Raw genomic sequence first — 21,292 nt, forward strand, 5'->3', positions numbered from 1 at the left:
ACGCGAAAGGGGCGAGGATCCGAAGATCCTCGCCCCTCTCGGATGCTGAGACTTACCAGCTGGACTTGGTCACGCCGGGCAGCTCGCCACGGTGTGCCATGTCACGGAAGCGGACACGCGAGATGCCGAACTTCGTGAGGACACCGCGGGGGCGGCCGTCGATGACGTCGCGCGAACGCACGCGAGCCGGCGACGCGTTGCGCGGCAGCTTCTGCAGGCCGACGCGGGCGGCCTCGCGGGCCTCGTCGGTGGCGTTCGGGTCGACCAGGGTCTTCTTCAGCTCGGCGCGACGCTCGGCGTAACGCTCGACGATGACCTTGCGCTGCTCGTTGCGAGCGATCTTGCTCTTCTTAGCCATTGATCAACGCTCCTCTCGGAATTCGACGTGCTGACGGATGACCGGGTCGTACTTCTTGAGCACCAGACGGTCGGGGGTGTTGCGGCGGTTCTTCTTCGTCACGTACGTGTAACCCGTACCTGCCGTCGACCGCAGCTTGATGATCGGACGTACGTCCTGTGCCTTCTTGGCCATTAGAGCTTCACACCCTTCGCCTGGAGGTCCTTGACCACGTTCTCGATGCCGCGGGCGTCGATCACCTTGATGCCCTTGGCCGACACGTTGAGCGTGATCTTACGACCGAGCGACGGAACGAAATAGGTCTTCTTCTGCACGTTCGGGTCGAAGCGGCGCTTCGTCCGGCGGTGCGAGTGCGAGACGTTGTGACCGAAGCCGGGAACAGCTCCGGTCACCTGGCACACTGCTGCCATGATGTGACTCCTTCTATACCGTGAGGCCGGACGGCCCCACCCAAGATCCCTTGTCTGCGCGCCACCCCACACGGCCGATCACTCGGCTGGAGGAGGGGGAGCACACGAACTACGCACAGGAGTGTGCGCAGACAAAGAGTCAGTCTAGCACGGCGGGCGCCTCGCCCCGACACGGCGGAGGCCCGCCCGCGGTGCACGGGCGGGCCTCCGAGAGGGTGCTACTCCGTGACGGGGATCGACGCGGCCTTGAGGGCGTCGATCGTCGACGACTGGCCCTTCTCGATCGCGTCGAGCAGGGTGCCGCTGCCGCTGACGGCGGCCTTGAAGCCGTCGGAGACGTCGGCGTAGGTCTGCGTCATGGTCGGGCCCCACGCGAAGTCGGGCGACACCTGGGTCGCGGCGTCCGCGAACACGTCGTAGATCTTCTGCCCGCCGTAGAACTCCACGCCCTCGGCGTAGACAGGGAGGGTCAGACCCTCGGTGGTCGCCGGGTAGAGGTTCGCCGCCTCGGCGAGCGCGGTCAGCGCCTCCTCCGAGGTGTTGAGCCACAGCGCGAACTTCGTCGCCTCGTACACGTGCTCGCTGCCCTTCAGGACGGCGGTCGAGGATCCTCCCCAGTTGCCCGCAGCCGACCCTCCGGCCTCCCACTGCGGCAGCGGGGCGACGGCCCAGCTGCCCGCCGTGTCCGGAGCGCCGCTCGAGATCGAGTTGGCACCCCAGACGGCGGAGTTCCAGGTCCAGACCTCACCCGAGTTGTAGGCGTTGTTCCACTCGTCGGTCCACGCCGGAACCGTCGCGACGAGGTCGTCGTCGAGCATGCTCTGCCAGTAGTCCGCGACGGTGGTGGTCGCGTCGTCGGCGAGGGTGACCGTCCACCCCGCGTCGTCGCTCGAGAACCACTGCGCGCCGTCCTGCCACGCGAAGCCGGCGAACTGGTTGATGTCCGACTGCGAGAAGTTCGTGATGTACCCGCCGAGCTCGCGGATCTTCACGGCGGCCTCGCGGTACTCGTCCCAGGTCGTGGGGATCGCGATGCCGTTCTGCTCGAACAGGTCGGCGCGGTAGAACAGGGCCATGGGGCCGGTGTCCTGCGGGATGCCGTAGACGCTGTCGGTGCCGAGCGTGACCTGACCCCAGGCCCAGTCGACGAACTGGTCCTCGGCGGCGACGACGTCCTCGCACGCGCTGAGGTCCTCGACGCCGTCCTGCACGAGGAAGTTCGGCAGCGCGTCGTACTCGATCTGGCCGAGGTCGGGGGCGTCGCCCGCCTTGATCTGGTTGAAGAAGTTCTGGTACGTGCCGCCGTTGCCGTTGGGGCCGGTCTGCACGTCGACCTGGATCTCGGGGTTCGCCTCGTTCCAGATCTCCACGACGTCCTCGATGCCGGGGATCCAGGACGTGAACTCGAGCGTCACGTCTCCGTCCGCCGGGGAGCAGGATGCGGCCGCGTCGCCGCCTCCGGTGCTGTCTCCGCCGCCGGCGGAGCAGCCGGCGAGCGCGAACGCCGAGATGGCGATGACGGCGGCCGCTGCCTTCTTCTTCGAATGCTGCATGTCGATCCCTTTCGTGGATGCGATGGATGGTGCGGGTGGGTGGTGCAGGTGGGTGGTGCGGTGCCGCGCGGTCGTCCGCGCGGCGCCTGCTCACTTCAGGGCGCCGGCGCCCAGTCCGTTGCGCCAGAAGCGCTGGAGCAGGAGGAAGGTCACGATCAGCGGGATGACCGACAGCAGAGCGCCGATCAGCACGAGACCGCGGAGTTCGGGGAGCTGGTTCAGCTGGTTGTTCCAGTTGTAGAGACCGAAGACGACGGGGAAGAGCTCTTCGCTGCGCAGCATGATCATCGGCAGGAAGAAGTTGTTCCAGATCGCGACGAACTGGAAGAGGAACATCGTCACGAGCGCCGGCGTCATCAGACGGATGCTGACCGTGAAGAACGTCCTGATCTCGCCCGCTCCGTCGAGCCGGCTGGCTTCGAGCAGCTCGTCCGGCACGGACGACGCCGCGAAGATGCGCGCGAGGTACACGCCGAACGGACTCACGATCGACGGCAGGAACACCGACCAGAACGTGTTCGTCAGCTGCGCCTGGCTGAACAGCAGGAACAGCGGAAGCGCGAGGGCCGTCGCCGGTACGAGCACGCCGCCGAGCACGATGTCGAACATGAGGTCGCGACCGGGGAAGCGGTACTTCGCGAGCGCGTATCCGGCCATCGCGGCCAGCAGCGTCGCGATGGCTCCGCCGAGCGCGGCGTAGAGCACCGAGTTCAGCAGCCACCGCAGATACACGCCGTCGCGGTAGGTGAACAGGTCGGCGATGTTGTCGAACAGGTGGAAGTCGGCGAACCACAGCGGAGCGGTGGTGAGGATGTCACCGGTCTCCTTGCTCGAGGCGACGAGCAGCCACCACAACGGCAGCAGGAAGTAGACCGTGAAGCCGGCCATGATGAGCATGGCGGAGCCGCGCGAGAGACCCGACTCGCGGGCGGCGGAGCCCCGGGGCGCGGAGCCGCGGGCGGAGCGCCCGGGGGCGACGATCGACATGGTGCTCATGCGTTCTGCTCCTTGCGCTGCATGTACTTCATGAATCCGAACGACAGCACGAACGTCGTGACCGCGAGAACGACCGAGAACGCGGCGGCCAGATTGGTGTTCGGGATGGATGCGGTGGCGAACACGGTCATGTTCGGGGTGAACGTGCTGGTGACCGCCGAGCTGAACGAGCGGAACACCTGCGGCTCGGCGAGCAGCTGCAGTGTGCCGATGATCGAGAAGATGGCCGTCATCACGATGGCGGGCCGGACGAGCGGGATCTTGATCGACCAGGCGATGCGCCACTGCCCGGCGCCGTCGAGGCGTGCGGCCTCGTAGAGCTCCTGCGGGATCGACAGCAGCGCCGAGTAGATGATCAGCATGTTGTAGCCGACGTAGACCCAGGTGACGACGTTCGCGATCGACCACAGCACCAGGTCGGCCCCGAGGAAGTCGATGTTCTTCGTGATGGCGGTGAACGGCGAGAGGTTGGGCGAGAACAGCGAGCCCCACATGATGGCCGCGATCACGCCGGGCACCGCGTACGGCACGAAGAACGCGAGGCGGAAGAACCGCTTTCCGCGCACGAGCGGCGAGTCCAGCAGCAGCGCGAACAGGAGCGCCAGGCCGAGCATGACCGGCACCTGCACGACGCCGAACAGCAGCATCCGCCCCATCGAGCTCCAGAACGCCTCGTTCTGGAAGACGAGCGCGTACTGCGCGAACCCGCCGAACACCTCCTCGGCCTTGCCGAAGGTGCCGTCGCGCCGGACGACGAGCAGCGACTGCCAGAAGGCGTAGGCGATCGGGACGACGTAGAACAGCAGGAACAGGACGCCGAACGGCACGAGCAGGAACGCGATGGCGCCCTTGTGCGGGATGCGGCGGCGACGACCGGGCGCGCCCTGCGCCGAGCCGACCGCCGGAGCGGAGAGCGTGGTGGTCATACATCCTCCTTGATGATGCGGACGGCCCCGGCCGGGACGGACCCGGTGGCCGGTGCGTCGGTCACGAGGTCGTGCCCCGAGGCCGGGATCTCGACGGCGGAGTCGCCGTGATTGATGACGAACAGGTAGCTGCCGCTCTCGCCCGAGCGACGGACGATCTCGACGTCTCGGGTCGCGCCCGCGATCGGCGAGAGGCCCGCATCCGCCGCGAGCCGGGCGACCAGGTCGCGGTACGCGATGCGGTCGGGCTGGGTGGCGACGAACCAGGCGGCCCCCTCCCCCGCCGAGCGGCGGGTGAGCGCCGGACCGCCGGCGGCGGGGCCGTCCGCGAAGGACGCGACGACCTCGGCATCCGTCGCCTTCAGCCGTTCGCTCCACACCGAGCCGGTGGTGCCGTCGGTGAGGAACACGCTCTCCCCCGGGAGCAGCGGTGCGAACTCCTCCGAGCGGATGCCGAGCAGATCGCGGAACGCGCCGGGGTACCCGCCCGTGCGCACGCGATCCTCCTCGTCGACGATGCCGCTGTGGAACGTGATGAGGGCCGTGGCTCCGCCCTCCTCGACGGCGCGCGCGATCGCCGCGGCGTCGTCGTCGCGGATGAGGTGCAGAGCGGGGATCACCAGGAGCCGGTAGCCGGAGAGATCGGATCCGGGGCGCACGACGTCGGCGGTGATCCCCGCGTCGGCGAGAGCGGCGTGCGCCGCGTGCACCTGGCCGAGATACGTGACGCCCTCGCTCGGACGCCCCTCGTTCTCGATCGCCCACCAGCTCTCCCACGAGAAGAGCAGCGCGGCGTCGGCCTCGACCCGCGTGCCCGCGACCTCGCCGAGGCGCTCGAGCAGTCCGCCGAGCTCGACGACCTCGCGCCACTGGTCGGAGTCCTCTCCCGCGTGGGGGACGAGAGCGGTGTGGTACTTCTCGGCGCCCTGCGTCGAGGCGCGCCACTGGAAGAAGCAGATGCCGTCGGCGCCGCGCGCGACGTGCGCGGCGATGTTCCGCTGCATCTCCCCCGGCCCCTTGGCGAGGTTGTACGGCTGCCAGTTCACGGCGCCGGTCGACGTCTCCATGAGCAGCCAGGGCTCGCCCTGTGCGAGGCCGCGGGTGAGGTCGGCCGCGAACGACAGCTCGCCGCGCGGGTCGTCCAGTCGGCGGTCGAGGTAGTGGTCGTTGGCGATGACGTCCATGTCGCCGGTCCACGACCAGTAGTCGAGGGTGCGGATGTGCGCCGTCACCATGAAGTTGGTCGTGACCGGGACGTCGCTGTGCGCGCGGAGGATCGCGGCCTCCGCGCGGTAGAGCGCGAGCTGCTCGTCGGACGAGAAGCGCTGGAAGTCGAGGATCTGACCCGGGTTGCGCAGCGAGAGCACCTGCGCGGGCGGGCGGACGTCGGCGAACGAGCTGTACCGCTGACTCCAGAAGGTCGTGCCCCACGCCCGGTTGAGCGCGGCGATGTCGTCGTCGTACCGGGCACGCAGCCACCCCCGGAACGCCTCGGCGCTCGCGTCGCAGTAGCAGAGGGCGTTGTGGCAGCCGAGCTCGTTCGACACGTGCCACAGCGACACCGCCGGGTGGTCGCCGTAGCGCTCGACGACGCGGGTGACGACCTCGGCCGCGTAGGCGCGGAAGACGGGCGAGCTCGGGCAGTACGCCTGGCGGCCACCCGGGTGGAAGACGGTGCCGTCCTCGCCGACCGGCAGGATCTCGGGGTGGCGGGCCGTGACCCACGGCGCGGGCGAGGAGGTGCCCGTGCCGAGATTGATGCGGATGCCGCCGGCGTGCAGAAGCTCGATGATCTCGTCGAGCGCGGTGAAGTCCCAGACCCCTTCGGCGGGATTGATCGACGACCAGCCGAAGATGTTGATCGCGACGAGGCCGATGCCCGCCTCCTGCATGAGCCGGACGTCGTCGGGCCAGACGCTGCGGTCCCACTGCTCGGGGTTGTAGTCGCATCCGAAGACGAGGCCGTCGCCCTGGGACAGGGTGGCGATGCGGTCGGACACTGCGGCGGCCATGCGAGGCGCTCCTTTGCGGATCGTGTGTGCACGTGCACAGCCCGAATCGCGGAAGGGGCGGGGCGGATTTCTGTGAACGTGCACACATCGTCGCATGTCGCGTCGCGAGCCGTCAAGTCGAGATCGCTAGGCTGTGGAGCATGACCATCCCGGCACGCCGTCGCAGCACCGTGCACGACGTCGCCCGGGTGGCCGGGGTCTCACGCGGCACGGTGAGCCGTGTGATCAACGGCGGGTACGTGTCGGATGCCGCGCGCTCCGCGATCGAGGATGCGATCCGCGAGGTCGGCTACGTGCCGAACACCGCCGCGCAGAACCTCGTGCGACAGCGCACGCAGGCCGTGGCCTTCATCGTGCACGAGCCGCACGCGCTGTTCCTCGAGGATCCGAACATCGGCGCGATCATGCTCGGGACCAACGAGACCCTGTCCGAAGCCGACTACCAGATGGTCTGCCTCGTCGTGGATTCCGTGCGCGACACCGAGCGCGTCGCCCGGTACCTCAACGGCGGCTTCGTCGACGGCGCCGTCATCGTCTCGGCGCGCGCGCAGGACCCGATCACCAAGGCCGTGATGCGGCTCGATCTGCCCGTCGCGTACGTCGGGCATCCGCCCGAGGTCGACGCGGCCTGGGTCGGCGTCGACAACCGCGGTGCTGCGCGCGCCGTGACGTCCCGGCTCGTCGAGACCGGTCGTCGTCGCGTGGGCATGATCGCCGCCGCCCTCGACCGCGACTCCGGCACCGACCGCCTCGCCGGATTCACCGAGGCTCTCGGCGACGCGTTCGACCCCGCTCTCGTCGAGGAGGTGCCGCTGTACTCCTACGCCGACGGGGCGGCGGGCATGACGCGACTGCTCGAGCGGGCACCCGACATCGACGGTGTGTTCGCCGCGTCGGATGCCGTCGCGGCCGGCGCGCTGTGGGCGCTGCGCGAGGCGGGACGCCGAGTGCCCGAGGACGTCGGGGTGGTCGGCTTCGACAACAGCTCGTGGGCGACGCGCACGACGCCGCAGCTCTCGACCGTCGATCAGCCGGCTCAGGGACTCGGCGCGGCCGCGGCGGCATCCGTCCTCGCGCAGCTGCGCGACGATCAGCGCCCGCGCGAGGGCATCATCCTCGAGACGCCGGTCGTCTGGCGCGACTCCGCCTGAAGGTCGGCGTCAGGCCCGCGGGGCCGGGTCGCCCGTGCCGCGGTCGAGCGACGCCGCCCGGGCGCCCCTCCCCCAGCGGAACGGCGACACCGTCGGGTCGTCGGCGATCCAGAAGCGCCACGGGAAGGCATCCGTCCCGGCGATGCCGGCGACCCCCACCCGCGGACCCGTCGCCACGGCGAGCAGCGGCTCGTCGCGCAGCCATAGCTCGGCGCGGGCCCCCTCACGCTCCACGCCCGTGATCGCGTCGATGCCGTCGTGGATCGGGTGCCGCAGACCCGCCGCCTGACCGAACCGGCCGGGCCCCCTGGCGAGGTCGCGCCGCGCCGTCGCCGTGAGCGGCGGAACGGCTCGGCGTCGCACGGCAGCGGCATCCGCGCCGGAGACGATCTCGCCGGCCCGCAGCAGGATCCCGCCCGCCTGACCCTCGGGGCCGGACACGACGTTGACGCACGAGTGGATCCCGTGGCTCAGGTACACGTAGAGATGACCGGGCTCGCCCCACATGGTGGCGTTCCGGGCGGTGGGACCCATGCGCGCGTGCGACCCCGGGTCGGGCAGAGTTCCCGTGCCCTGACCGTGGTACGCTTCGACCTCGGTGAGGCGCAGGCGCACCTCGGACCCCGCGACCACCGTGCGCAGCTCGCCGCCGAGCAGCCGCGGGGCGACCTCGACCGGCAGCGCGCTCAGCTCGGCGCGGGTCGCGCGATGGAGGGCGTCCGACACGGGGCCTCAGAACTGCGGCGCCGTCTGGCACCACGACGCGTCGAACCCGGTGAGCGCCACGAGCTCGTCGCCCGAGCGCAGGTCGATGAGGTGCGTCTCCATGGTCTCGGGCAGCGGGAGCAGCATCTGGTCGTAGGGGTTGTCGGCGAGGTCCGGCGCGATGACGACGGCGGCGTACTGTCCGCTCGGCGACGCGCACGCCTGCAGGATCGAGTCGGTCGGGCCGACCTCGACGAGCGGGGTGGCGGCGCCCTTGTCGTTCACCTTGACGATCGCCTGCCCGCTCGGGATCCCCGTCTCCCCACGCGCGACGACGTGCCGGAGAGTCCCGCCGGGGAACGGGGTGATCGTCGTCGCGGTGCCGTAGTCGGGCTCGGATGCCGCGAGAGGCTGCTCCGAGCCGTCTGCGAGGTTCAGCTCGACGACCGTGCCGTCGAGCCGTTCGACGATCGCAGTGTAGGTGCCGCGGCTGATGCCCTGGATCGTCGTCGCGAGCCCGAGCGACTGCACACCGGCATCCGACGACCGGTCGACGAGCGACAGCGCGCCGTCGAAGTCGATGAACAGCACGGCCGAGCTGTCGGGCACGAACTGCCAGACGAAGATGTTCGCCTCTTCGCCGCCGACCTCGGTCACGACCGGATCGTCGTCGCCGCTCAGCGACTGCGTGACCAGCACGCTCGCGCGGCCCTCGGTGTCGCTGAGCTCCTTGTCGGAGTACCTGTACCCGACCAGGCCGCCGCGGTCGGACACCTGGATGGCGCCGACGTATCCCTCGCCGGGCAGCTCGAGCTCGCGCTGCGCCGAGCCGTCGCGGCCCATGACGAGGAGCCTCGATCCGTCGCTCTCCTCGACAGACACCACGAGCTGCGAGCTCGTCGCGCGGAAGTCGTTGATCTTCTCGGCCTCGAACACCGGTACCGCGCTCTCGCCGGTCAGGTCGGTGCGGAAGATCGTGTCCTTCCCGTCGACAGCGCGGCGCAGCAGGAAGATGCTCGACGCGGGGGTCGTGAAACTCGTCGTCAGCGTGGCCGACGGTCCACCGCCCGCGCCGACCGCGTCGGCGATGCTCACCGTGTACGTCGTGTCGTCGTCGAGCGGGACCGTGAACCGGATGCCGATGCCCCGACCGGCCGCGTCGAGCGTGAACGGCGCCGACGGCTCGACGGTCACCTGCGACTCGTCGACGGCCGCGAGCGACTGGTTCGCCGTCAGGATGACGCGGCTGCCCGAGGTCTCGATGGCCTGAGCGGGGTCGACCTGCACCTCGGTGATGCGCGGTCCCTGCGTCAGGCTCACGACCCCGAGGCCGGCGCCGACCAGGACCAGGATGCCGAGCACGGCGCCCAGCGCCACGAGGAAGCGACGATTGCGCGGCATCGGCCTGGGGGCCGGAGCCGGGATGAAGGCGGGCTTCGTGATCGGCGGGGTGGCGGCGGGCACCGGGTCCGGGATGCTCGCGGCCTCGCATGCCGCCGCCTCGCGTTCCGCCGCCTCGCGTGCCGCCGCCTCGCGCTCCGCCGCCTCGCGGGCGGCGCGCATCTCCGCACGCGTGCGCGGAACGGCGGGCGCCTCGGGGCGCTCGTCGTCAGTACTCATACGGGTCCCCGGGCTCGTCGATCGCCGTCACGGTGGTCGGCTCGACGTGGAGCGCGCCGTCGGCGTCCGCCTTCACCGTGCCCTCGACCTCGATCCACTGGCCGGTCTCGAACTCGCCGGCGTCGATCGTGACCGGAACCGTGGCGGGCTGCGCGTCGATCACGCAGTGCGTGATGACGAGGCGGGTGAGGCTCACCTCGTCGTCGCCCGTCGGGGTGACGAAGCCGGTGAGGGTCACGGTCTTTCCGTCGTAGGCGGCGGTGTTGGTCGCGGTGGCGAACACGCTCGCCCAGTCCCCCACGCCGAACGTGGCGGTGTCCGCGACGCCGAGCGTCACGTCGTCGGCGCCGGCGAACAGCGCGGTCTGCTCTCCCACGCGCGACATCGCCAGTTCGACCGACAGCGATGCGGGCGGCAGCACCAGGGCCGCGACGACGACGCCGGAGGCGACCACGCCGCCGGCCACGGTCCCCGCCGTCGCCAGGGCGCGGCGGGGAGACGACGGTGCGGCCTCCGCGCCCGTGCCCGCCGTGTCGTCGGCGGCGGAGGCGTGTCCGTGGTCGTGCCCGTGATCGTGGTCGCCCTCCGCGCCGAGCGGCAGGGCGCACGACCAGATCGCGCCGGCGATGGTCACGACCGCTGCGGCGCAGGCGAACCAGATCGATTCGGGGCTGATGTAGAGCGTGAGGCGACCCGTGAGCCCGAGGCCGAGCGTGACGACGGCCACGACCGTGGCGAGCCCGATGCCGAGCCAGCGGCTACCCAGCGCGCGGCGCCGTGCACCGGCATCCGAGGTGTGATCAGACAAAGACGTTCACCCCGATCCCGATCGCGAACGCGGCGGACACGACGACGGCGACGATGCCGACGAGCGTGCGGGTCGTGAAGGTCGTGCGCATCAGCGCGAGCATCTTCACGTCGACGAGCGGGCCGACGAGCAGGAACGCGACGATCGCTCCCGACGAGAACGTCGAGGCGAACGACAGCGCGAAGAACGCGTCGACGTTCGAGCAGATCGCGACCGTCATCGCGAGGGCCATCATCGCGACGATCGACAGCACGGGGTTCGAGCCGATCGCGAGCAGCACGTCGCGCGGGATCAGCACCTGCACGGCCCCGGCGAGCGCCGACCCGATCACGAGCGCGGGCATCACGGCGCGCAGCTCGACGAGGAACTGCGTCAGGCTGCGGCGCACGGGAGTGCCCGGCTCGTGCGTGACGCGCTCGCACGTGTCGACGAAGCGCTGGGTGAGCATCGCGTCGGGCGAGGGGTGACGACTGTAGATCCAGCCGATGAGGTTCGCGATGAGGTAGCCGCCGACGAGGCGCGCGACGAGGATGCCGTCGTCGAACCCGAAGGCCGCGTGCGTCGTCAGGATCACGATCGGGTTCACGATCGGCGCCGCGATGAGGAAGGTCATGGCCTCGGCGGGCGCGAGACCGCGCATCATCAGACCACGGGCGAAGGGCACGTTGCCGCACTCGCACACCGGGATCAGCATCCCGAGCAGCGACAGCACGGCACGGCGAGCCCAGGCGCGCTGCGGCAGCCACCGGTGGATGACGTCGGAGGGCAGCCAGACCTGCACGACGATCGAGAGCAGCACACCGAGGATCACGAAGGGCAGCGCCTCGATGAGCACGCTCATCGCGAGGGTGAGTCCGTCCTGCGCCCGGTCGGGGAGGCTCGCGGTGAACAGGTCGGGGAGGAACCGGTCGATCAGGAACAGGGCCGCGATGATGGCGGCGCCCAGGCCCACCCCGATCCACGGGGACCGCGGCGAGCTGGTCGGACGGTGCGTGTGCGCCGGCCGGGTACCGGTCGTCGTCCTCACGCCGTCGCGGCCTCGTCGGCCGCGCGCTTGTTGGTGCAGGAGGCGCACAGGCCGAAGATGTCGACCACGTGCGCGGCATCCGTGAAGCCGTGCAGAGCCGCGGTGCGGTGCGCCCACTGCTCGACGTCCTTGGCCTCGATCTCGACCGTGAGACCGCAGTTGCGGCAGATCAGGTGGTGGTGGTGGCCCTGCGTCGTGCACGCTCGGTAGAGCGCCTCGCCCTCGGGGCTCTGCAGCGAGTCGGCGTCGCCGGATGCCGCGAGACCCGACAGCGCCCGGTACACGGTCGCGAGGCCGATGCCGGTGTTGTCGTCGCGCAGCGAGGCGTGCAGGCTCTGAGCGCTCACGAATCCGCGCGCGTCGGCGAGCGCTTCGCGCACGCGTTCGCGCTGCCAGGTGTTCCGCTGAGCCATACCGACGATTCTAGGCGCGCCGCGCTTGTGGCGGCCTGGGAGTCAGGCGCGCACCCGCCGCACGCCGCCGCGCACGCGCTGGACCACCCAGCACACGACGTAGATCGTGAACGACAGGGTCGTGATGTACGGGCTCACCGGCAGCGTGCCCGCGAGCGCCAGCAGGATGCCGCCGACGGCCGACACGAAGCCGAACAGCGCCGCGAGCAGGGGGACCGCCACGGGTCCCGCGGTGACGCGCATCGCGGCGGCCGCGGGCGTCACGAGCAGCGCCATGACGAGCAGCGCCCCGATGATGTGCACGCTCACCGCGACGATGAGTCCGAGCAGCACCATGAACATCAGACTCACCGCGCGGGTGGGGACGCCGCGGGCCGCCGCCGACTCGGGGTCGAGCGAGTCGAAGCGCAGCGGGTTCCACATCAGCAGCAGGCCGATGAGCACGACGATGCTGATGCCGAGCAGCCAGCCCAGGTCGGGGCTCGACACCGAGACGATCTGCCCCGTGAGCAGGCTGAAGCGATTGGCGCTGCGGCCGTCGTACAGCGACAGGAACAGGATGCCGAGGCCGAGCCCGAACGGCATGAGCACGCCGACGATCGAGTTGCGGTCACGGGCCTTCGCGCCGAGGACGCCGATGAGGATCGCCGCGACGAGCGCTCCGCCGAGGGAGCCTGCGACCACGCTGCCGCCGAACAGCAGCGCCGCCGCCGCACCCGCGAAGGACAGCTCGCTGACGCCGTGCACGGCGAACGCCAGGTCGCGCTGCATGACGAACACGCCGATCAGACCGCCGACGATGCCGAGCACGGCGCCCGCGATGATCGAGTTCGCGAGAAGGGCGACGAGCTCGCCGTAGTCCTGGAACGAGAAGACGTCGCTCCAGTCGACGGCGGGCACGATGGCGGTCAGGGCACTCATGCGGCGCTTCCGTGGTCGTGCTCGTGGTGCGGCTCGGCGTCAGGCACGCCCACGACGACGAGTCGGTCGCCCGCGCGCAGCACGAACACGGGGGTGCCGTACAGCTCGGTGAGCACCCGGGACTGGAGCACCTCTTCGGGTGCGCCGAGCACGAACCGCCCGCCGGCGATGTAGAGGATGCGGTCGACGCGGCCGAGGATCGGGTTGATGTCGTGCGTCACGAACAGCACCGCGGCCTCGCGCTCGCGGCGCTGACGGTCGATGATGTCGGTCACCGCGACCTGATTGGCGAGATCGAGGTTCGACAGGGGCTCGTCGCAGAGCAGCAGGGAGGGCTCGTCGGCGAGTGCCTGGCCGACGCGCAGACGCTGTTGCTCGCCGCCCGACAGCAGGCCGACCCGACGGTCGGCGTAGTGCGCGGCGCCGACGGCCGCGAGCAGGCGGTCGACCTTCGCGCGGTCGCCCCGGTGCGGGACCGGCAGGCCGAAGCGGCTGCCCTGCACGCCGAGCGCGACGAGGTCGCGGGCGCGCATGCTCGTGTCGGGGGCGAGCGAACGCTGCTGCGGGATGTACCCGATGCGGCGGTTGCCCTTGCGCACGGGCTCGCCCGCGACGGAGATCTCTCCGGCCGAGAGCGGCTGCAGGCCCAGGATGCTGCGCAGCAGAGTGGTCTTGCCCGATCCGGACGGACCGAGGACGGCGATGAACTCCCCCGGCTGCACCGTGAGGTCGAGTCCCGACCACAGTTCCCGGTCTCCGCGCTGGAGGGCCGCCCCGTGCACGTCCAGGACGGGCGTGCCGGCTCCTCCCGGAGATCCCTGAGACGGCCGACGGGCTCCGGTCACGACTGGAGTGCGTCAGCGAGGTTCTGGATCGCGTCGCTCATCCACTCAGAGTACGACGATCCGTCGGGGAGCAGCTCCGTGAAGGCCACGACCGGGATCCCGGCCTCCGCCGCGGCATCCTCGACGCGCTGCGTCTCCGCGCCGCCGGTCTGGGCGTTGGTGAGCACCGCGCGCACATCGCCGCCGTCGACGACCTGCAGCGCGGCGAGCAGGGTGGCGGGGGCGACGTCGGTGCCCTCCTCCACCGCTTCGGCGAAGCCCTCGGGAGTGACGTCGGTGAGTCCGGCGGCGGCGGCGAGGTAGCCGGGGATCGGCTCGGTGATGATCACGTTCGCGCCGGCGGCATCCGTCTTCAGCGCCTCCAGCTCGCTCTCGAAGCCCTCGAGGTCGGAGACGATCGCATCCGCGTTGGCCGTGAAGTCCGCCTCGCCCTCGGGGTCGAGCTCGGTGAGCTCCTCGGCGACGGCCTCGACGACGTGGATCATCGTGTGCACGTCGAACCAGACGTGCTCGTTGAAGCCCTCGATGTGGTCGTGGCCCTCGTGCCCGTCCTCGCCGTCGGCGTGCTCCTCCTCGGCGTGATCGTGCTCTTCTTCGGCGGCGGCGCCCTCGTCCGCATGCCCCTCGTTGCCGGGGTGGTCGTGCGAGAACTCGACCGCCGTGATCACGTGCGGGTCCTGCGCATCCTCGAGGAGCGTGTCGATGAAGGCGTCGTATCCGCCGCCGTTCTCGATCACGAGGTCGGCCTTCTGCAGCGTGAGCCGATCACGGGCGGAGGCCTCGTAGGAGTGCGGGTCCTGCGACGCGGAGGTGATGATCGACGTGACGTCGACGCGATCGCCGCCGATCTGCGCCGCCAGCGAGCCGTACACGTTCGTGCTCGCCACGACCTGGATCGTGCCGTCGCCGCCCTCTCCCGCGGCGGGAGACGAGCATCCGGCGAGCGCGAGCGCGGCGACGGATGCGAGGGCGAGGGAGGCGACCGGCTTCTTCATGGTTCCACTCTACGTGCTAATGAGAACCATTATCACGTCGTCGCCGCACCCTGTCGTCGCCGACCCCCTCCCCCAGGTCGGTGTGCAGGCCGGATGTCGGTGTGCAGGGCGAGAACCGCGTTCTCGCCCTGCACACGAGCATCCGACCTGCAGACCGGGACACCGGATGTCGGATGCCGGCCGCCGGCCGCCGGCCGACCGCGTCAGCCGACCCGGCCGGCCGCGTCAGCCGACCAGGCCGGCCGGTGCGATCCAGACCGTCGAGTCCGCCGGCACCGCGCCGTCGACCACTGCACCGAGCACGACCTCCGCGGCATCCGCGCCCAGGTCGAAGGGCTCGGACCCGAAGTTCGTGACGATCTGCCAGCCGTTCGGACGGGCGAAGCGCAGCACGTCGGCGCGGCCGGTCTCGATCCACTCGAGGCTCTCGTCGGTCTGCAGCAGGCGGCGCAGGCGCAGAGCCTCGCGGTACAGCGAGAGCGTCGACTGCGGGTCGGCCTCCTCGACCTCGACGGCGTGCTCGGCGAACCACGCCGGCTGCGGGAGGTGCGCCTCGATGCCGCCGAATCCGAACGAGGGACCGGATGCCGTCCACGGCAGCGGCACCCGGCATCCGTCGCGTCCGAGCCCGTCGAACACCGCGCCGCGGAAGAACGACGGGTCCTGACGCTGCTCCGGCGCGATCTCGGCGACCTCCTGCAGCCCGAGCTCCTCTCCCTGGTAGAGGTAGGTGCTGCCCGGGAGCCCCAGCAGCAGCAGAGTCGCGGCGTGCGCACGGCGCAGCCCCGTCTCGCGATCGAGCTGGTCGGCGGGACCGCCCGCCGCGACCCACTCGACGCCCTGCTTGACGCCCTCGCGTCCGTTCAGCGGCGCGAGTCCGTAGCGCGTCGCGTGCCGAGTGACGTCGTGGTTCGAGAGCACCCAGGTGGTGGACGACCCCGTGGCATCCGCCTGCGCCAGGTTGTCGGCGATGATCGTGCGGAACTGCGCGGCGTCGAAGTCCGCGACCAGCAGATCGAAGTTGAACGCCTGCCCGAGGCCCTCGGCCGAGGCATAGCGGGCGCGGCGCTCGGGCGTCGACACCCACGCCTCGGCGACGGCCGTGCGCGGCGGGTCGTACTCGTCGAACACGCGCCGCCACTCGGCGTAGATCTCGTGCACGTCGTCGCGATCGTGCAGCGGGTGAGTGCCGTCATGCGGCATCCCCTCGAGCTCCGCGCTGCTGGGCAGCGGCTCGCTGAGGTCCTTCGTGAGCATGTGCGCGACGTCGATGCGGAACCCGTCGACGCCGCGGTCCGACCAGAAGCGCAGTGTCGTGAGGAAGTCCTCGCGCACCTCCGGGTGGTCCCAGTTGAAGTCCGGCTGCTCGGGCGCGAAGCTGTGCAGGTACCACTGGCCGTCCTCCACGCGCTCCCACGCCGAACCGCCGAAGGCGGCGGTCCAGTCGGTGGGCGGCTCGGAGCCGTCGGGGCCCGACCCCTCGCGGAAGATGTACCGCTCGCGGGCGGCCGACCCCCGCCCTGCGGCGAGCGCCTCCTGGAACCACTCGTGGAGATCCGACGAGTGGTTCGGCACGATGTCGACCACGACGCGGATGCCGCGCTCGTGCAGGGCCGCGACCATGTCGTCGAAGTCGTCGAGCGTGCCCAGCCGCGGATCGACGTCCCGGTAGTCGGCCACGTCGTATCCGCCGTCGGCCAGGGCCGACGGGTAGAAGGGGCTCAGCCAGACGGCGTCGATCCCGAGCTCCTGCAGGTAGTCGGCGCGCGAGACGATGCCGGGGATGTCACCCAGGCCGTCGCCGTTCGCGTCCGCGAAGCTGCGCGGATAGATCTGGTAGACGGCGGCCTGCCGCCACCATGCCGCCGTCGTGTCGTCGCGGGTCTCGGTGAGAAGCGCATCGGTCATGAGGGGTGTTGCTCCTTCTTCGTTGCGGTCGTGCGGGTCGTGCGGTCGTGCGGGTCGTGCGGGTCGTCGCGGTCCGGGGGTCAGCCCTTCACGGCTCCCTGCGTGACGCCCTCCATGACGAAGCGCTGCGTGAACAGGTACGCCAGGATCGCCGGGGCCATCGCCATCAGGTACGACGCGAACGACACGTTGTAGTTGTTGCTGAACTGCGTCTGGAAGAGGTTCTGCCGCACCGGCAGCGTCTGCATCGCGGGGTCCGAGATGATCAGCGACGGCATCATGAAGTCGTTCCATGCGTAGAGGAACGCGAAGATGCCGACCGTGGCGCTCATCGGCGCGAGCAGCGGGAAGATCAGCTGCCAGAACGTCTGCCAGGTGGATGCCCCGTCGATGCGGGCGCTCTCCTCGAGCTCGAGCGGGATGGACCGCAGGAACGCCGTGAACAGCAGCACGCTGAAGCTGAGCTGGAACATCGTCGCGAGGATGATGACGCCGAACGGGTTGTCCAGCTTGACGTATCCGGTGAGCTGGATCTGCGGCAGCGCCACCACGGGGAACGGGATGAACATCGCCGCCAGCAGGTAGAAGAACGACCAGCGGAACAGGCGGTGATCCCAGTTGCGGACGATCGCATACGACGCGAACGCGGCGAGCACTATCGTCGCGATCACCGTGCCGGCCGTGACGAACAGGGAGATCGCGGCGCCGACGGGGAACTTCGTGAGGTTCCAGGCCTCGACGAAGCCGTCGATGCTGAACGGGGCCGGCAGCGAGAACGCGTTGCCGTCGACGGCCTGCCCCGTGGTCTTGAACGCCATCGAGAGGGTGACGTACAGCGGCAGCAGCACGGTCACCGCGCAGAGGATGAGGATGATCGTGCCCGACCAGTTGACCCGCTCCATGCGGACGCGGGGCTTCCTGCCCGAGGCGGACATCGTGGTGAGTGTCTCCGTCGACATCAGAGTGCGTTCCTTCCGCGGGTCAGCGAGAGCTGCAGCAGGGAGATGAGCACCGCGACGATGAAGAAGATCGTCGCGTTGGCCATCTGGTAGGCGTAGTCGCCGGCGTTGAAGCCCGCGATGATCGTCATCGCGACGCTGCGGGTCGACGTGCCGGGTCCGCCGTTGGTGAGGCCGACGATGATGTCGTAGGCGTTCAGGAAGCCCTTGAACCCGAGGATCACGTTGATCACCACGTAGCCGGCGACCAGCGGGATCGTGATGCGCGTCAGCTGCTGGGTCTTGCTCGCCCCGTCGATGCTCGCCGCCTCGTACACCTCGCCGGGCACCGACAGGAGGCCGGCGATGTAGATGAGCAGCGCACCGGGGACCGCCTGCCACGCGGTCACGATCACGATCGCGATCCAAGCGAGGTCCGGGTTCGCGAGCAGGCTGGTCTCGAGCCACGGGATGCCGGTCGCGGCGCCGGCCGCGGGGACCGAGTTCGAGAACAGGAAGTTGAAGACGTAGGCGATGATGATGCCCGAGATGACCATCGGGATCACGAAGATCGTGCGCAGGCCGGTCTTGAAGCGGATGCGGGAGGTCAGCCCCACCGCCAGCAGGAAGGCGATCACGTTGACCACGATCACCGTGGCGATCGAGAAGCCGAACGTGAAGAGGTAGCTCTGCAGGATCGCCGGGTCGCTGAACATCGCGATGTAGTTGGTGAGCCCGTTGAAGCTCCACTCGCCGATGCCGATCGAGTCGGTGAAGCTGAAGAAGATGCCCATCACGGCGGGCACGGTGATCGCCAGCGTGAAGATGATGAGCGTCGGCACGAGGAAGAAGTAGTAGATCGGCTCGACCCGGTGGCCGCGCTTGCGGAGCCTGCGCCCCTGCCCCGTGACGATCGACGTCGTGTCGGTCGTGGGGCTGTTCGGTCTCGTGGTGTTCGAGGTCGCGGTGGTGCTCACGGTGCGGACTCCTCTGTCTCGCCGGATGCCGCATCGTCGGTCTTCGGGATGGGTGCGCGGAAGGCGATGCGAGCCCAGTCCGCGTCCATGGTGCGCAGCGTCGACGTCGTCGAGGCGCCGAGCGCCATCGCCTGCGCGTAGTTCATCACCGGGATGGTGCGGGGCACGAGCACGGAGGGGCCCTGGTAGATCTGGCCGTTCTCGTAGTACTCGATCATCCCCTCGATGCGCGGGTCGTCGGGAGCCGCGGCATCCTTCGTCGGGGTGAACCCGAGCTGCGAGGCGTTGTACGCCTCGATGTTCTCGGGCAGGTACAGGTACTCGAGGAAGTCGCGGGCGGCCTCCTGGTGCTGCGACCCCTCCGGGATCATCGCGCCGAGGTCCATGTTCACGCGCACGCCCAGGTCGGCGGGGTCGTTCGTCATGGGCAGCGGGAAGGTGCCGAGCTCGAGGTCGGGGGCGGTCTTGGCGATCTCGCTGAAGGCCCAGGGACCCTGCAGGTACATCGCGGCCTCGCCCTTGGAGAACGCGAGGTTGCCGTCGCCGTATCCGCGGCTCGCGGCATCCTCGTTCGTGTACTCGTTCGCGAGCTGCATCATCTGCTCCATGGGCTGCGCGAAATCCTTCTCGAACGAGACCTCGGAGTCGGGTCCGACCTCGGCGCCCTCCTCGGCCATCGCGTCGAAGAAGTCGATCGTGTCGACAGTGCCGCCGACGGAGTAGTCGTACCAGCCCTGACCGACGGTCCAGTCGTCCTTGAAGGTCGCGTAGAACGGGTCGATCCCCGCCTGCTTCAGCTGCTCGCACACCGCGAGCAGCTCGTCCCACGTCTGCGGCACCTCGAGCCCCTGGGCGTCGAAGATCTCCTTGTTGTAGATGACGGATGCCGCCATCACCGAGTAGGGCAGGGCACTCGTGCGGCCCTCGCACGAGCCGTACTGGTCCATGAGCGGCTGCAGGTCGTCGCGCACCGACGCCGCGGCATCCGTGTCGGACAGATCGCTCAGGGTGCAGCGCTGCACGAATCGCGCGATCTCGTAGTTGTAGTTGCCGAGGATGAGGTCGGGCGGGTTGCCCCGCACGAAGCTCGCGGAGATGACGTCGGGCCCCGAGGTGTCGATCTCGACGCGCACGTCGCTCTGCGAGGAGTTGTACGTCGCGACGAGATCGGTCATGAAGCCGATCGCCTCGCGCTTGTTGAACGTGAAGCGGATCGTCTCCGCGCCGCCGGACGGCGAGCATGCGGCGAGACCTGCTCCGACCAGGGCGAGCGCGGCTGCAGCCGCGGCGAGCCGCGCCGGTCGTGGGAGTTTCAGAGACACCATCGTCCTTTCGTCCTGTAGATCTGCAGACTAAATCTAGTGAGCAAATCAACTTCGATGAACGGTACTATCCCATCTGAGCGAGAGGGAGGTCAAGACCCGTGACAGAGGCATCCGCAGGTCTCGGCACCGGGCGCGCGAGCGTGGGCGCCGTGCTCGACTTCGCCTGGACCGCCGGCGAGTTCACGGCATCCGAGGTCATGGCGAGCACCTCCCTCACCCGGTCCACCGCGATCGATGCGATCGACACGCTCGTGAGCGCCCAGGTGCTGCGCGAGCTCGCCAACGCCCGCGCCGCCGGCAGCTACCGATCCGGACGCCCGGCTCGGCGCTTCGTGCTGTCCGCCGATCTCGGCGTCGTGATCGGCGTGGACGCCGGCGACATGCACGTCGCGGTGACGGTCGCCGACCCGATCGATCGCGTGCTCGTGCACCATCGCACCGACCTCGACCCCACGCAGTCCGCGAGCGCGCGCCGGGCCACCATCCTCGAGCGGATGACCGCCGCCCTCCGAGAGGCGGAGGTCGCCCCCGAGGACGTGCTCGCGGTATGCGCCGGGGTCGCCGCCCCCGTGAACCGGGACGGCATCTCGCCTCCGCATCCCGACGGGTTCTGGGAGCGCACGAACCCCGATCTCGCCGAGGCTCTGCACGGCTGGGCGCCGATCGTCGAGGTCAAGAACGACGCGCAGCTCGCCGCCGTCGCCGAAGGATCGCACGGCGCCGCGATCGGATGCCGCGACTACGTCGCCCTGGTCTCCGGCGAGCGCTTCGGCGGTGGGGTCGTCGTGGACGGCCACGTGCTCCACGGCGCCCACGGCGGCGTCGGCGAGGGCATCGTCTTCGACCACATCATCGGCGTCGGATCGGCGTTCGGCCTCACCTACGCGCTGCCCGAGCAGGTGCGCTCGGCCGCGGATGCCGGGGAGATCGACCCGGAGAGCGCCATGGGGCGACTCGCCCGCTCGGCGCACATCGACCCGCGCACCGTCCTGACCGCCGCCGCCGCGGGCGACGCGGATGCTCTGCTCGTGAGCGCGCGCGTCGGAGAGACGCTCGCGCGGATCGTGGGCGTCCTCGGCAGCATGTACGACCCCGCGCGGGTCATCGTGTGCGGCGCCGTCGCCGAGAGCATCGAGCCGGTGCTCGCCGCAGCGCGGAAGGTCCTGCCCGAGCAGCTGCACCTCCCCGCTCCGCAGATCCTCGCCTCGACGCTGGGTGCCGAGGTCGTGTCGGTGGGAGCGGTGACGACCGCCCGGCGCGCGGCGCGCGAGCGCGCAGTGCCGATGCTCGCCGAGCGCCGGCTCAGCGCGGCCGGCTAGATCATCGCCGGAACAGGCGATCGCGCCAGAACAGGCAAACCCGATCGGAAAAGGCCTGTCCTCGCGTGAACGCCTGGTCCGGTGC

21 protein-coding genes are annotated in these 21,292 nt (G+C 70.0%); 2 read left to right on the forward strand and 19 right to left on the reverse strand.

The genetic code is table 11. The annotated features are described in order from the left end of the window. Positions 1–52: 52 nt before the first annotated feature. The 7 genes from rpsN to A4X16_RS02695 all read right to left on the reverse strand — a co-directional run bounded on the left by rpsN (position 53) and on the right by A4X16_RS02695 (position 6,255). Positions 53–358, reverse strand: coding sequence for a 30S ribosomal protein S14 (rpsN, locus tag A4X16_RS02665; protein WP_017829734.1), 306 nt, complete (start codon positions 356–358; stop codon positions 53–55). Between the two features lie 3 nt (positions 359–361). Beyond that, positions 362–532, reverse strand: a complete 171-nt coding sequence (gene rpmG, locus A4X16_RS02670) for a 50S ribosomal protein L33 (protein WP_017203558.1) — start codon at positions 530–532, stop codon at positions 362–364. Continuing rightward, positions 532–768: a 50S ribosomal protein L28 gene (gene rpmB / locus A4X16_RS02675; protein ID WP_025102729.1), complete on the reverse strand. Its 237-nt coding sequence runs from the start codon at positions 766–768 to the stop codon at positions 532–534. The genes rpmG and rpmB overlap by 1 nt, the downstream gene beginning before the upstream one ends. A gap of 218 nt (positions 769–986) precedes the next feature. Then, a complete protein-coding gene (locus A4X16_RS02680; protein ID WP_067115944.1) occupies positions 987–2,321 on the reverse strand; it encodes an ABC transporter substrate-binding protein in 1,335 nt (444 codons plus the stop codon). Between the two features lie 90 nt (positions 2,322–2,411). After that, positions 2,412–3,317: a carbohydrate ABC transporter permease gene (locus A4X16_RS02685; protein WP_197491750.1), complete on the reverse strand. Its 906-nt coding sequence runs from the start codon at positions 3,315–3,317 to the stop codon at positions 2,412–2,414. After that, positions 3,314–4,243: a carbohydrate ABC transporter permease gene (locus tag A4X16_RS02690; protein WP_067115947.1), complete on the reverse strand. Its 930-nt coding sequence runs from the start codon at positions 4,241–4,243 to the stop codon at positions 3,314–3,316. The genes A4X16_RS02685 and A4X16_RS02690 overlap by 4 nt, the downstream gene beginning before the upstream one ends. Further along, positions 4,240–6,255 (reverse strand): beta-galactosidase, encoded by a 2,016-nt coding sequence (locus A4X16_RS02695; RefSeq protein ID WP_067115949.1) that lies wholly within the window; start codon positions 6,253–6,255, stop codon positions 4,240–4,242. The genes A4X16_RS02690 and A4X16_RS02695 overlap by 4 nt, the downstream gene beginning before the upstream one ends. 140 nt (positions 6,256–6,395) lie before the next feature. Between A4X16_RS02695 and A4X16_RS02700 the strand changes: the two genes are divergently transcribed. Then, positions 6,396–7,406 carry a LacI family DNA-binding transcriptional regulator gene (locus A4X16_RS02700; RefSeq protein WP_067115952.1) on the forward strand — a complete coding sequence of 337 codons (1,011 nt, stop codon included), beginning with the start codon at positions 6,396–6,398 and terminating at the stop codon, positions 7,404–7,406. Between the two features lie 9 nt (positions 7,407–7,415). On the opposite strand, the gene A4X16_RS02705 is transcribed toward A4X16_RS02700, so the two are convergent. From A4X16_RS02705 to A4X16_RS02760, 12 genes are all read right to left on the reverse strand, one after another. Then, on the reverse strand, positions 7,416–8,132 hold the full coding sequence (locus A4X16_RS02705) for a DNA-3-methyladenine glycosylase (RefSeq protein ID WP_067115955.1): 717 nt from the start codon (positions 8,130–8,132) through the stop codon (positions 7,416–7,418). 6 nt (positions 8,133–8,138) lie between these two features. After that, positions 8,139–9,731, reverse strand: coding sequence for an Ig-like domain-containing protein (locus A4X16_RS02710; RefSeq protein WP_231880242.1), 1,593 nt, complete (start codon positions 9,729–9,731; stop codon positions 8,139–8,141). Continuing rightward, entirely contained in the window at positions 9,721–10,539 is an 819-nt protein-coding gene (locus A4X16_RS02715) for a TIGR03943 family putative permease subunit (protein WP_082914232.1), read from the reverse strand. Before A4X16_RS02715 ends, A4X16_RS02710 begins: the two co-directional genes overlap by 11 nt. Further along, complete coding sequence (locus tag A4X16_RS02720; RefSeq protein WP_067115958.1) at positions 10,532–11,566, reverse strand: permease; 1,035 nt, start codon at positions 11,564–11,566, stop codon at positions 10,532–10,534. The genes A4X16_RS02715 and A4X16_RS02720 overlap by 8 nt, the downstream gene beginning before the upstream one ends. Then, positions 11,563–11,979 carry a Fur family transcriptional regulator gene (locus tag A4X16_RS02725; protein WP_067115961.1) on the reverse strand — a complete coding sequence of 139 codons (417 nt, stop codon included), beginning with the start codon at positions 11,977–11,979 and terminating at the stop codon, positions 11,563–11,565. The genes A4X16_RS02720 and A4X16_RS02725 overlap by 4 nt, the downstream gene beginning before the upstream one ends. Positions 11,980–12,021: 42 nt before the next feature. Continuing rightward, on the reverse strand, positions 12,022–12,900 hold the full coding sequence (locus A4X16_RS02730; RefSeq protein WP_231880243.1) for a metal ABC transporter permease: 879 nt from the start codon (positions 12,898–12,900) through the stop codon (positions 12,022–12,024). Beyond that, positions 12,897–13,745: a metal ABC transporter ATP-binding protein gene (locus A4X16_RS02735; RefSeq protein WP_067115964.1), complete on the reverse strand. Its 849-nt coding sequence runs from the start codon at positions 13,743–13,745 to the stop codon at positions 12,897–12,899. Before A4X16_RS02735 ends, A4X16_RS02730 begins: the two co-directional genes overlap by 4 nt. Next, positions 13,742–14,740, reverse strand: coding sequence for a metal ABC transporter solute-binding protein, Zn/Mn family (locus A4X16_RS02740; protein ID WP_067115967.1), 999 nt, complete (start codon positions 14,738–14,740; stop codon positions 13,742–13,744). Before A4X16_RS02740 ends, A4X16_RS02735 begins: the two co-directional genes overlap by 4 nt. A gap of 225 nt (positions 14,741–14,965) precedes the next feature. Continuing rightward, positions 14,966–16,648 carry a glycoside hydrolase family 13 protein gene (locus A4X16_RS02745; protein WP_067115970.1) on the reverse strand — a complete coding sequence of 561 codons (1,683 nt, stop codon included), beginning with the start codon at positions 16,646–16,648 and terminating at the stop codon, positions 14,966–14,968. Positions 16,649–16,728: 80 nt separating this feature from the next. Then, positions 16,729–17,607 carry a carbohydrate ABC transporter permease gene (locus A4X16_RS02750; protein ID WP_067115973.1) on the reverse strand — a complete coding sequence of 293 codons (879 nt, stop codon included), beginning with the start codon at positions 17,605–17,607 and terminating at the stop codon, positions 16,729–16,731. Continuing rightward, the gene (locus tag A4X16_RS02755) at positions 17,607–18,563 is read right to left on the reverse strand and encodes a carbohydrate ABC transporter permease (protein WP_082914233.1); all 957 of its coding nucleotides are present in this window, start codon (positions 18,561–18,563) and stop codon (positions 17,607–17,609) included. Before A4X16_RS02755 ends, A4X16_RS02750 begins: the two co-directional genes overlap by 1 nt. Next, positions 18,560–19,888 carry an ABC transporter substrate-binding protein gene (locus A4X16_RS02760; RefSeq protein WP_157559926.1) on the reverse strand — a complete coding sequence of 443 codons (1,329 nt, stop codon included), beginning with the start codon at positions 19,886–19,888 and terminating at the stop codon, positions 18,560–18,562. Before A4X16_RS02760 ends, A4X16_RS02755 begins: the two co-directional genes overlap by 4 nt. A 98-nt stretch (positions 19,889–19,986) precedes the next feature. On the opposite strand from A4X16_RS02760, the gene A4X16_RS02765 reads away from it, so the two are divergent. Continuing rightward, positions 19,987–21,207, forward strand: a complete 1,221-nt coding sequence (locus A4X16_RS02765; protein ID WP_067115976.1) for an ROK family protein — start codon at positions 19,987–19,989, stop codon at positions 21,205–21,207. Positions 21,208–21,292 lie beyond the last annotated feature (85 nt).

This window comes from Microbacterium sp. H83, assembly GCF_001650405.1.
In the GTDB taxonomy this organism is placed as follows: Bacteria; Actinomycetota; Actinomycetes; order Actinomycetales; family Microbacteriaceae; genus Microbacterium.